This window comes from Empedobacter sp. UBA5528 (assembly GCF_002426075.1).
GTDB classification, from domain to species: domain Bacteria; phylum Bacteroidota; class Bacteroidia; order Flavobacteriales; family Weeksellaceae; genus Empedobacter; species Empedobacter falsenii_B.
Genome location: NZ_DINY01000005.1, coordinates 101,707 through 115,304 on the forward strand (window position 1 = coordinate 101,707; position 13,598 = coordinate 115,304).

Here is a 13,598-nt window from a genome sequence, read left to right on the forward strand (position 1 = left end):
TTTGAAAACTAAAGCATTTATTTTTGATTTAGATGGTGTCATCGTCGACACTGCAAAGTACCATTATTTAGCATGGAAAAAATTAGCGAATAATCTAAACATCGATTTTACGCACGAACATAACGAATTATTGAAAGGTGTTTCTCGTGTGCGATCATTAGAAATTATTCTTGGATTGGGAAATGTTGAAGCTTCTGATGAGCAGAAAAACGAATGGTTAATTCAGAAGAACAAAGAATATTTAGAATACATTGATAAGATGGACGATTCTGAAATTTTACCAGGCGTTATGGACGTTTTAAACTTTCTAAAAGAAAACAATCAACCAATTATTTTGGGATCAGCTTCTAAAAATGCACGTCCAATTTTAGAGAAAGTTAATATTCTAAATTATTTCGATGATATCGTAGATGGAAACGATGTTTCTAACGCAAAACCAGATCCAGAAGTTTTTATCGTTGGAGCGAAAAAAGCGAATCAAACAAACGAAAATTCAATTGTATTTGAAGATTCTGTTGCAGGAATTGAAGCAGCAAATGTAGCAGGAATGACAAGCATCGGAATTGGAGAAGCTTCGGTTTTGAATGAAGCGAAATACAACTTTAAAAATTTTACTGAAATCTCAGAGGATTTCTTGGTCGAATTAATCAATCAATAATTATACAAACTACATACAACAAACAAAATGAATCAAGATTATATCATCCCGAATGCGTGGTCAATTATCGAAGAAGGGTTTGAAAAAGATCGTGTAAAATCGTCTGAAAGTTTATTTTCTATCGGAAATGGAGCAATGGGACAACGTGCCAATTTCGAAGAATTTTATTCAGGTGATACATTTCAAGGAAGCTATATTGCCGGCGTTTATTATCCTGACAAGACAAAAGTGGGATGGTGGAAAAACGGTTATCCAGAATATTTTGCAAAAGTATTAAATGCGCCAGTTTGGATTGGAATTGACATCGAAATTAACGGTGAAAAATTTGATTTAAACACTTGTAAAGAAGTTAAAAATTTCCGTCGCGAATTGAATATGAAAGAAGGTTTATTGGATCGTTCATTTATTGCGATTTTACCTTCAGGATTAGAAATTGAGGTTTTTGTTCGACGTTTTCTTTCTGCTGATTTAGATGAATTAGGAGCAATTAAATATGACATCAAACCAATCAATGATGATGCGAAAATTGTCTTCAAACCTTATGTTGATGCAGCTGTAAAGAACGAAGATGCGAACTGGGAAGAGATTTTTTGGGAACCAATTTTTTCTGAAATTAAAGGTGAACAAGGTTTTGTACAAGCGCGTACGTTCAAAACTCATTTTGAAGTCGTAACATTTATGCAGAATAAAATCTTGGTAAATGGAAGTTATCAACAAAATACACCAACAAGTGATGTTAAAACTGAAACAAAAGTAGAATTTACATATGAAGTTGAGGTAAAAGCGAATGATACCGCGACAATTGAGAAATTTGGAGGTTATGTAGTTTCGACAAATCATCCTAAAAATGAATTAATTAACGCTGCCGAAAATGTATTATCTCAAGCAAATGAACAAGGTTATGAACAATTGTTAATAAACCAAAAAGAAGCTTGGGCAAAGATTTGGGAAATGGCTGATATCACTATAGAAGGTGATACAAAAGCGCAACAAGGTATTCGTTTTAATATTTTTCAATTAAATCAAACGTATTCTGGAAAAGATGAGCGTTTGAATATCGGTCCAAAAGGCTTTACGGGAGAGAAATATGGAGGTTCTACATATTGGGATACAGAAGCATATTGTTTGCCATTTTACATGGTAACAAAAAATCAAGAAGTTGCGCGAAACTTATTAATGTATCGTTTTAATCAATTGGATAAAGCGATTGAAAATGGAGAAAAATTAGGCTTCAACAAAGGTGCAGCTTTGTATCCGATGGTTACGATGAATGGTGAAGAATGCCATAACGAATGGGAAATTACATTCGAGGAAATTCACCGTAATGGAGCTATTGCATTTGCGATTTACAACTATGTTCGTTTTACGGGAGATCAAACGTATATTCCAGAAGCTGGTTTAGAGGTTTTATTAGGAATTGCACGTTTTTGGAAACAGCGTGTGAATTGGTCAAACGACAAAAAACAATATGTGATGTTAGGAGTTACGGGACCTAACGAATATGAAAATAATGTCAACAACAATTTCCATTCAAATTATTGTGCACAATGGTGTATGAATTATTTGTTGGAACAAGTTGAAAACGTCAAAACAAATTATCCAGAGGATTTCGCTCGAATCGCTGCAAAGAGAAGTATTACTGATGCTGAATTAGCAGAAATGAAAGAAGTTGCAGAGAATATTTATTTTCCATTCAGTGAAGAATTAGGAATTTATTTACAGCAAGATGGTTTCTTGGATAAAGATTTAACACCTGTTTCTGAATTACCAAAAGAAGAACGTCCGATTAATCAAAAATGGTCTTGGGATAGAATTTTACGTTCAGCTTATATCAAACAAGCAGACGTTTTACAATCGTTCTATTATTTCGAAGATCAATTTTCGAAAGATCAATTAGAAAAACATTTTGATTTTTACGAACCATTAACGGTTCACGAATCATCATTATCGCCTTGTGTTCATTCCATCCAAGCAGCAACGTTAGGAAGAATGGAGCAAGCATATACATTTTATTTGAGAACTTCTCGTTTAGATTTAGATGATTATAACAAAGAAGTTCACGAAGGATTACACATCACATCTATGGCTGGAACTTGGATGTCGATTGTAGAAGGATTTGGTGGAATGCGTGTGAAAAACGATCAATTGTATTTTGAGCCGCGTTTACCAGAACAATGGGAAGGTTTTTCGTTCAAAGTCAATTTCCGTCATCAAATCCTAAAAGTTATTGTAAATAAAGGAGAAACAATTTTTGAACTGGAAGGAACAGAACCGTTAGAGGTTTATGTTTTCGACCAGAAAGTAGTTGTTCAGCCTTCGATTTAATAAAGGGAATCTAATACCTTGAAGGCTTCGGTTTTCAGGGTATTTTTATTTAGAATAGATGTTTTAAGTTCTAAGTTTATTCTGAAAACTTATTTTAAAAAAGTCATCCTGAATTCATTTCAGGATCGCATGAAGCAGAGAATGAGAAGCTGAAACAAGTTCAGCTGGACAGAGAATTTAAAAAGATTCTTTGATAAACTCAGAATGACAAGTTCATTAACGACAATAAAGTAAATGTCATTCCGCAGAATGGAGGAATCTAAAAAACAAAACACATGAAAAAAATACTATTATTATCATCTTTCCTATCAACATTTGCTTTTGCACAGATTCAAAAAGTAGAGCCAATGTTTTGGTGGAAAGGAATGAAAAATCCAGAAGTTCAAATTCTGGTTTATGGAAAAGATATTAGTAAATACAATATTGAATTATCGGATAATGTAAAAATTCAAAATTTACAGAAAACTGAAAATCCAAATTATGTTTTTGTAACGATTAATACGAATGAAGTAAACAAATCATCATTCAAAATTAACATCAAAAACAAAAATAAAATCGTTGATTCGTATACATACGAGTTAAAAGATCGTCAACCAAATTCAGCGAATCGTTCATCGTTTTCATCAAAAGATGTGGTGTATTTAATTATGCCGGATCGTTTCGCCAATGGAGATGAAAGCAATGATTCGAAAAAAGAATTGCGTGAGAAAGTTAATCGTCAATTGCCAGGTGGTCGTCACGGAGGAGATTTACGAGGAATTATCAACAACTTAGATTATATCCAAAATTTAGGAGCCACTGCAGTTTGGTTAACTCCAGTAAACGAAGACAATGAAAAAGAATATTCGTATCACGGGTATGCTCAAACCGATTTATATAAAATTGATGGTCGTTACGGGACAAACGAAGAATACCGTGAATTGTCTCAGAAATTGAATCAACGTGGAATGTATTTGATTCAAGATTATGTCACGAATCACTGGGGAATCTCACATTGGATGATTCAGGATTTACCTTCAAAAGATTGGATCCATACATTTCCAGAAGGAGAAAATGGATTCCGTCGTTCGAATTATAGAACAACAACCCAATTTGATCCTAATGCTTCAGAGATTGATAAAATAGGCGCATTAAATGGTTGGTTCGATACGACGATGCCAGACATCAATCAAGCAAATCCATTAGTATTAAAGTACATCACTCAAAATGCCATTTGGTGGATAGAATATGCCGAATTAGGAGGTTTACGTGTAGATACATATCCTTACAATAACAAAGAAGGAATGGCAACTTGGGTAAAAGCAATTACAGATGAATATCCCAATCTAAATGTAGTAGGAGAGGCGTGGATGCATTCGCCAGCTCATGTATCGTATTGGCAAAAAGATTCGAAAATCGGTGAAATGGCGGGGTACAATTCGAATTTACCAGCGGTGATGGATTTTTCGTTGTATGCAAATATGACGAAAGCTTTTCAGGAAGAAGAATCGTGGGATAAAGGTTTGGTGAAAATCTACGAATCATTCACGAATGATTTCTTATATCCAGACATCAATAATTTATTGGTCTTTTTTGAAAATCACGATACCGAACGTTGGAACGAAATCTACAAAGGAGATATTAAGCCGTATCAACTAGCAACGACTTTAATCGGAACGGTTCGTGGAATTCCACAAATTTATTACGGCACTGAAATCGGTATGGCTGGAGATAAAAATACTGGTGGAGATGCAGCAATTCGTCAAGATTTTCTTGGTGGTTGGAAGTCTGATACACAAAATGCATTTAATCCAAATTCACGAACAGCAACGCAAAAAGCGTTCTATGATTTTACAGCGAAAGTATTCAATTGGCGTAAAAATAAAGAGGTGATTCATTCCGGTAAAACCAAACATTATGCACCAATCAATGATGTCTATGTGTATTTCCGATACAATGACAACGAATCGGTAATGGTGATTTTAAATAATAAATTAGATAAGCAAACCCTCCAATTGGATCGTTTTGAAGAATCGATCAAAGGATATCATACTGGAAAAGATATTTTATCGAATCAAGATTTCACAATTCATCCAAACGGTGAAATCACAATTGATGGAAAATCTTCGATGATTATTGAATTGATGAAATAGAATTACTGTCACACTGAGCTTGTCGAAATGTTTTTTATAATTCTTAAAAAGCTCAGAATAACAAAATCGTATAACGTAAAACATATCACGTACAACGTAAAAAGCAAATGAAAAAATTAACAACAACTATATTTACTTTACTTGCCATAGGCGCATTAAATGCCCAAATCATTGAATCGCCATCAAAGGAAGTAAAAGTTAACTTCGAATTAACAGCTAATGGTCAACCATCGTATTCGGTAACTTATAAAGGAAAAGAAATTGTAAAACCTTCAACATTAGGTTTCATTTTAAAAGATGCAGAAGCTTTAGAAAACGGATTTACAGTTACAAATTATACGACTAAATCAGTAAATGATGCTTGGCAACCTGTTTTAGGAGAATACAAAGAAATTAAAGATATTCATAACGAAGGTACGTTTCAATTAACGCAAACTTCTACTAACCGAAATGTAAATGTTACGTTTCGAGTTTTTGATGAAGGTGTAGCTTTTCGCTATGAATTTCCGAAGCAACAAAACTTAAATTACTTTGTCGTAAAAGAAGAAAAAACACAATTTAATTTAACAGGAGATCATCAAACATTTTGGTTACCTGGTGATTTCGATACACAAGAATATACATACATCGAATCGAAGATTTCAGGAATCGATCACAGTAAAATTGATATGAATAATGGGATTGGAGTGAAATCAATTGGGAAACCAAATTCAGTTCAAACGCCATTACAAATGAAAACTTCGGATAATATTTACTTAAATATTTTCGAAGCTGCAGTGGTTAATTATCCAGTAATGCATTTAGAATTTGATAAAAACTCCTATCAATTCAAATCGCATTTAGCACCAAACGCAATTGGAGATTTAGCTTATTTACAAGCGCCTTTCAACACACCTTGGCGTACAATAATGGTATCAGATGATGCCCGAGATATCGTAGGGAAAGGTCCTCAAATGATTTTAAATTTAAATGAACCATCAAAAATTGAAGATACATCTTGGATTAAACCAATGAAATATGTCGGAATTTGGTGGGAAATGCACGTTGGGAAATCAACGTGGGATCGTCAAGGAACTCAAAACGCACAAAACCAAGTCGGACAGGAGGCAATTAAATTTCCTCACGGAGCGACTACAGAAAATACAAAACGTTACATCGACTTTGCAGCGAAACACGGATTCGACGGAGTTTTAGTGGAAGGTTGGAATGAAGGATGGGAAGATTGGTATGGGAACTGGAAAGAAGATGTTTTCGATTTCACAACACCTTATGCTGATTTCGATATCAAAGAAATTTCTGCTTATGCAAAATCAAAAGGTGTAAAAATGATTATGCACCACGAAACTTCTGGTTCAGTAGCCAACTACGAACGTCGTTTTGACCGTGCAATGGAGGTAATGAAACATTACGAATATCCTGCAGTAAAAACAGGTTATGTTGGTCGCATCATTCCAAGAGGAGAATATCACGATGGACAAACAATGGTCAATCATTTCAATTGGACGGTAGAGCGTTTCGCTGAAAATAAAATTTTAGTCAATACACACGAGAGTTCTCGTCCTTCGGGTTATCACCGTACGTATCCAAATTATATTGCTGCTGAGGCAGGGAGAGGAAACGAGTTTAATGCATGGAGTTATGGAAATCCTCCAGCGCACGAAACCATTCTACCCTTCACACGTCAGTTAGGTGGTCCTATGGATTATACGCCTGGTATTTTTGAAACAGAAATGAAAGTGTATAATGTTGGTCGTGATACAAAAGTGCATACCACTTTAGCGAAACAATTGGCTTTATATGTGACGTTATATTCTCCGTTACAAATGGCTGCCGATTTACCAGAAAACTACGAGAAGTATGCCGATGCTTTCCAATTCATCAAAGATGTGGCAGTGGATTGGGACGATACAAAATACTTAGAAGCTGAGCCTGGTGATTATTTAACAGTAGCGCGTAAAGCAAAAGGAAGGGAGAATTGGTTTGTAGGTGCGATTACAGATGAAAATCCTCGAAAAACTGAAATTAAATTAGATTTCTTAACGCCTGGAGTAACTTACGAAGCAACAATTTACCAAGATGCGAAAAATGCACATTGGGATAAAAATCCAAAAGCATACGACATCAAAAAAGTAAAAGTAAATTCAAAATCAAAACTGAAATTGAATTTAGCGGCGAGTGGAGGAACAGCAATTTCGATTTTTCCAATAAAGTAGAAAATGTTTTAAGTTCTACGTGATACGTTTTACGTAGAACTTCTTTCAATTCTCATTAATAAATTGTCACACTGAGCTTGTCGAAGTGTATTTTTAAGCTTCTTTGATAAGCTTAGAATGTTATTTAAAGTAATCTTGAATAGGTCACTGAGCGAAGTCGAAGTGCAGGATCAAATTAAAGATGATGAGAAGCTGAAATAAATTTAGCTTGACAATTTGAATACTTTTTTATCAAGAAAAGAATATTGGAGAATTAATTCTTCGGCAATCTCAAAAAGACAAAAAAATATAGATATAAAAAATAAACAAATTATAATGAAACACTTAAAATCAATTATAGCGTTAGGAATTTCAATGATGAGCGTCGTTTACGGTCAAGAATTGAAATCACCAAATGGAAATTTCAAATTAGATTTTTCTTTATCGAAAGATGGAAAACCAACGTATCAATTAAAATACAAAGGGAAAGATGTCATCAAACCTTCAACTTTAGGATTCGAATTTAAAGCGAACAATCAAATGAGTTTTGAATGGGAAAATCAAGTCGGAGATAAAAATGCATTTACAAATTTTGTATCTGGTTTTCAAATCGTAGATACAAAGACTTCAACTTTTGATGAAACGTGGACACCAGTTTGGGGAGAAGTAGCTAAAATCAGAAATAATTTTAACGAATTAGCAGTTACAGTTTCTCAACCGAAAACAGATCGTCAAATGGTGATTAGATTCCGATTATTTGATGATGGTTTAGGATTCCGTTACGAATTTCCTGAGCAAAAGAATTTAAAATATTTTGTGATAAAAGAAGAGCATTCTCAATTTGCTATGGCAGGAGATCACAAAACATGGTGGATTCCGGGTGACTATGATACGCAAGAATATGATTACACAGAATCAAAGTTATCAGAAATTAGAGGATTATTTGATCAAGCCTATACTGGAAATGCATCACAAAAATCATTTTCTAAAACAGGAGTTCAGACTTCATTAATGATGAAAGCTGAGAATGGATTATACATCAACATTCATGAAGCAGCTTTAATCAATTATCCAGCAATGAATCTAAATTTAAACGATAAAAATTTAGTATTTGAATCGTGGTTAACGCCTGATGCCTTAGGTGATAAAGGATATTTACAAGCGCCTTTTAATACACCTTGGAGAACAGTTATTGCAAGTGATAATGCGGCAGATATTGCGTTTAAAGGGCCACAATTAGTATATAATTTAAATGAACCATCAAAGATTGAAGATACTTCATGGATCAAACCAGTGAAGTATGTAGGTATTTGGTGGGAAATGATTACAGGTCGTGGTTCTTGGGCTTATACAGACGATTTTTCTACAGTGCAATTAGGAATAACGGATTATAAAAACGCAAAACCAAATGGAAAACATGCGGCTAATAACGAAAATGTAAAAAATTACATTGACTTTGCTGCAAAACATGGTTTCGATGCGGTATTGGTAGAAGGTTGGAACGAAGGTTGGGAAGATTGGTTCGGAAATCACAAAGATTATGTGTTCGATTTTGTAACGCCTTATCCAGATTTTGATGTAAAAGCATTAAATGAATATGCAAAATCAAAAGGTGTAAAAATTATGATGCATCACGAAACTTCGGGATCAATTCGTAATTACGAAAGACATTTGGATAAAGCATATAAATTCATGAACGATAATGGTTATACATCTGTAAAAAGTGGATATGTTGGTGATATCGTTCCTCGTGGAGATTATCATTACAGCCAAAATACAATTAATCATTATCAATATGCAATCGAAAAAGCGGCTGATTATAAAATAATGGTCAACGCACACGAAGCGGTTCGTCCTACAGGAGTTGCGCGTACATGGCCAAATTTAATCGGAAACGAATCTGCACGTGGAACAGAATACCAAGCTTTCGGTGGTTCTAAACCAAATCACGTAACGGTTTTACCTTTCACACGTCTATTAGGTGGACCAATGGATTACACGCCTGGTATTTTCGAAATGGATGTGAAAAAATTAAATCCAAACAATCATTCTCACGTTAATTCTACGATTGCAAATCAGTTGGCTTTATACGTGACAATGTATTCTCCTTTACAAATGGCTGCTGATATTATCGAGCATTACAAACAATTTTCTGATGCATTTCAATTCATCAAAGATGTGCCTGTAGATTGGCAAGATTCTAATTATTTGGAAGCTGAACCAGGAAGATATTTAACAATTGCGCGTAAAGATAAAAATTCGAACAATTGGTTTGTTGGAAATGTAAATGGTGAAACGCCTCGTTCAACAAAAATTAAATTAGATTTCTTAGATAAAGGAAAAAAATACGAAGCGAAAATTTATGCAGATGCAAAAGATGCGCATTACAAAACAAATCCACAAGCCTATAAAATTGAAACAAAAAAGGTTGATTCAAAATCTGTTTTAGATTTAACATCTCAAGCTGGTGGAGGTTTTGCAATTAGTATCAAAGAAATTAAATAAGTAATGAGTGATGAGTATTGAGAAACTTGTTACTCAATACTCAAAACTTACTACTCAAAGCTTTTTAGTATGAAAAAAATACTTTTCACGTTAGGAATAGCTTCATTGTTTTTAAGCTCTTGTTCAAAAACAACAACACAAGCTACGCAGACAAATCATTCAGAAAAACAACTATTTGTTTGGAATGGTGCAAATATTTATTTTTTATTGACCGATCGTTTCGAGAATGGAGATAAAAAGAATGATGTTAATTACGGGAGAACTGCTAAAACATCTAAATTAAGAGGTTTTGAAGGAGGAGATTTTCGTGGGGTAATCAATAAAATCGAAGATAATTATTTTTCAGATTTAGGAGTTAATGCGATTTGGATGACACCGATTGTGGAGCAAATTCATGGATATGTTGATGAAGGACAAGGAAAAACATATGGATTTCACGGTTATTGGACAAAAGATTGGACGTCGATTGATAAAAACTGGGGAACTGAAAAAGAGTTACAGGAATTAGTAGACAAAGCACATGCGAAAGGCATTCGTATTATGTTGGACGCGGTGATTAATCACACAGGTCCAGTTACAAATTCGGATGGTGTGTTTCCTGCTGATTGGGTTCGTGTTTCGCCACAATGTACTTATGAGTCTTACAAAACGACGATTGAATGTACGTTGGTAAAAAATCTTCCAGACATTTTAACGGAATCAGAAAATGATGTGATGTTGCCCCCGCAATTGTTAGCAAAATGGTCGCAAGAAGGTCGTTTAGACAAAGAAGTTGCTGAATTGAATGCTTTTTTCGCGAAATATAATCTTCCAAAAGCACCGAAATATTATATTATGAAATGGCTTTCAGATTATATTAGAAAGTATGGAATTGATGGTTATCGTGTCGATACGGTGAAACATACGGAAGAAAATGTTTGGAAGAAATTCGAAGAAATTTGTCAAGATGCTTTCGCAGAATATAAAACGAATAATCCTACAAAAGTATTGGATCAAAATAAGTTTTTCTTGTTAGGAGAAGTTTATGGATATTCGATTAATGATGGTCAGCAATATAATTTTCCTGATAAAACAGTTAATTATTTCGAGAATGGATTTGATGCATTAATCAATTTCGATTTGCGTTCAACTCAAAAAGAATCTAATCAAACTGTTTTTGATCGATACAATGATATTCTTCAAAATAAGATGAAAGGAAAGTCTGTGATGAGCTACATTACCTCGCACGATGACGGTTCGCCTTTTGATAAAAATCGTCAAAATACTTGGGATGCAGGAACTCGATTGTTATTGGCGCCAGGGATTTCGCAAATTTATTATGGAGACGAAACGGCTCGTCCGTTAGAGATTGAAGGTGTTGATGGAGATGCAAATCTTCGTTCGAATATGAACTGGGAAGATATTAAACCAAATTCAGAAACGGAATCATTATTGAATCATTACCAAAAATTAGGACAATTTAGACGAAATCATCCAGCGGTTGGAGCAGGAAATCAAACAGATTTGCAAAATTCTCCGTATATTTTTACAAGAAAATATAAGACAGACGAAGTGGTGATTGGTTTGGAAATGCCAATTGAAAAAAAAACAATTAATGTAAGTTCTGTTTGGAAAGATGGTACCAAAGTTCGCGATGCTTATTCAGGTTTTTCTGGAAAAGTTGTGAACGGAAATTTAGAATTGAATACGACTTCCAATATTGTATTATTGGAAAAAGTGAATTAGTTTTTTGAGAAGTAATAGAAGAAAAATGATAAAAAAAATAGTTGGTTTAACCTTGATGACAACTTTGTTTTTAACAAGTTGTGAAAGCAAAAAAGAAACAAAGTCAGAAGACGTTAAAACTGAAAGGAAAGAACAAAGCATTTTGCCTTTTACGGCTGATATGGCAGAAACTTCTGTGATTTATGAAGTGAATGTTCGTCAGTTTTCACCAGAAGGAACTTTTGCAGCGGTTACAAAAGAGATTTCGAATATCAAGAAATTAGGGGTTAAAATCCTTTGGATTATGCCCATTTACCCAATTGGAGAAGAAAATCGAAAAGAAGGTTTAGGTTCGTATTATTCGATCAAAGATTATAGAGGAATCAATCCAGAATTTGGAAATGCCGAAGATTTTAAGAAATTAGTTGATGAGGCGCACAAAAACGGAATCTATGTGATTTTGGATTGGGTTGCGAATCACACGGCTTGGGATCATCCTTGGGTAAAACAACATCCTGATTGGTATGAACAAGATAAGAACGGAAAAATGCATTCTCCTTACGATTGGTCGGATGTTGTGGCGTTAAATTTCGATAACAAAGAAATGCGCAAACAGATGATTGCCGATATGAAATATTGGTTAGATGATTTCAAAATTGATGGTTTCCGTTGTGATATGGCGCACGAAGTTCCGACAGATTTTTGGAATGAAGCAAAACCGCAATTGGCAAATGGTCGCGAAATTTTTATGTTAGCTGAAACGGAGAAACCAGATTTATTAGCAAATAATGCATTTGACGCCGCTTACGGATGGGAAATTCATCATATCATGAATGATATTGCAAAAGGTAAGAAAAACGTTTCTGCGATTGATGCGTACATGGATTCGATTCCGAAAAAATGGCAAGCGGACGATTACAAATTATTATTCACATCAAATCATGACGAAAATTCTTGGGCTGGAACTGAATACGAAAGAATGGGTGATGCGGTAGAAACATTTGCTGCATTAACGTATACTTTACCTGGAATTCCATTGATTTATAATGGACAAGAAGAAGATTTTAATCGTCGTTTAAAATTCTTTGTCAAAGATTCTATTGATCGTAATCCAACAGCAAAAATGCGTGGCGTTTATGAAAAGTTAGGAGAACTTAAAATCACAAATGAAGCATTTAATGGAGCGAAAAAAGCGGCTTCTTACGAACGTTTGAAAACATCTGATGATAAATCTATCTTAGCGTTCAAACGTCATAAAAATACGACAGAAGCTTATTTTATTGCGAATTTTACGAAAGCAAATAAAGAAATTATAGTTCCAATTAATGGTGTGTACAAAAACTTTATGAACAACGAAGATGTTACATTTGATGCAACAACAAAACTGAAATTAAAACCTTGGGAATACCTGATTTTAGTTCAGAAGAAAAAATAAATTCTTAAAAGCTGGTTAAATTTTTAATCAGCTTTTTTTATGGTATAATGCTTGTTGATAAACGTTTAAAATCCAAATCATGAGAAAAATAATTTTATCAACAGCCGCCATTTTAAGCTTAGTTTTCTCTTCGTGTGAATCGAAGAAAACAGAAAACTCAGAAGTTATCACAAGTAAATCTGAAGTTGCAGAACAGCCAATTGTTTCGGANNCAAGATAATGGTCAACAAAAAACGGTAAATATTGATCCAAATGAAACGGTGATTTCAGCAAATAGTTTACCTATTAATGCACAAAATTTTGTTTCGAAAAACTTTGGTAATATGGAGTTTGTGAATGCGATAAAAGAAGTTGAACGCAATATCACAACATATAATATTCAGTTGAAAGACGGAACAAAAATAGAATTTACAGATAATGGTGATTGGAAGGAGGTGAAAAATGGTTTAGGAAAAGCGATTCCGATTAAATTTTTCCCAGATAATATTCAAAAATATCTTCAATCAAAATATCCTAAAATCGATGCGAAATCAATTGAAATGGATACAAAAGACAAAGAAATAAAAGTAGAATTGTTACAAAATAATGTCGATTTGAAATTTGATTTGAATGGTAATTTTATCAAAATTGATTAATCACATACATCA

The 13,598-nt window shown here is 34.0% G+C and carries 8 protein-coding genes; all 8 read left to right on the forward strand.

The annotated features are described in order from the left end of the window. Nucleotide 1: 1 nt before the first annotated feature. The 8 genes from pgmB (at nucleotide 2) to B4L98_RS01235 (ending at nucleotide 13,586) form a co-directional block, all read left to right on the forward strand. Complete coding sequence (gene pgmB / locus B4L98_RS01200; RefSeq protein ID WP_221853995.1) at nucleotides 2–658, forward strand: beta-phosphoglucomutase; 657 nt, start codon at nucleotides 2–4, stop codon at nucleotides 656–658. Nucleotides 659–685: 27 nt separating this feature from the next. Beyond that, nucleotides 686–2,983 (forward strand): glycoside hydrolase family 65 protein, encoded by a 2,298-nt coding sequence (locus B4L98_RS01205; protein ID WP_114998830.1) that lies wholly within the window; start codon nucleotides 686–688, stop codon nucleotides 2,981–2,983. A 275-nt stretch (nucleotides 2,984–3,258) separates the two neighbouring features. Continuing rightward, complete coding sequence (locus B4L98_RS01210; protein WP_291047710.1) at nucleotides 3,259–5,115, forward strand: glycoside hydrolase family 13 protein; 1,857 nt, start codon at nucleotides 3,259–3,261, stop codon at nucleotides 5,113–5,115. Between the two features lie 107 nt (nucleotides 5,116–5,222). After that, on the forward strand, nucleotides 5,223–7,328 hold the full coding sequence (locus B4L98_RS01215) for a glycoside hydrolase family 97 protein (RefSeq protein WP_219033777.1): 2,106 nt from the start codon (nucleotides 5,223–5,225) through the stop codon (nucleotides 7,326–7,328). 315 nt (nucleotides 7,329–7,643) lie between these two features. Continuing rightward, nucleotides 7,644–9,812 (forward strand): glycoside hydrolase family 97 protein, encoded by a 2,169-nt coding sequence (locus B4L98_RS01220; RefSeq protein WP_221853992.1) that lies wholly within the window; start codon nucleotides 7,644–7,646, stop codon nucleotides 9,810–9,812. 69 nt (nucleotides 9,813–9,881) lie between these two features. Continuing rightward, entirely contained in the window at nucleotides 9,882–11,537 is a 1,656-nt protein-coding gene (locus B4L98_RS01225) for an alpha-amylase family glycosyl hydrolase (RefSeq protein WP_291071909.1), read from the forward strand. A 25-nt stretch (nucleotides 11,538–11,562) separates the two neighbouring features. After that, nucleotides 11,563–12,951 (forward strand): alpha-amylase family glycosyl hydrolase, encoded by a 1,389-nt coding sequence (locus B4L98_RS01230; RefSeq protein WP_286495094.1) that lies wholly within the window; start codon nucleotides 11,563–11,565, stop codon nucleotides 12,949–12,951. A 260-nt stretch (nucleotides 12,952–13,211) separates the two neighbouring features. Then, the gene (locus B4L98_RS01235; RefSeq protein ID WP_422653351.1) at nucleotides 13,212–13,586 is read left to right on the forward strand and encodes a PepSY-like domain-containing protein; all 375 of its coding nucleotides are present in this window, start codon (nucleotides 13,212–13,214) and stop codon (nucleotides 13,584–13,586) included. The last annotated feature ends 12 nt before the right edge of the window (nucleotides 13,587–13,598 follow it).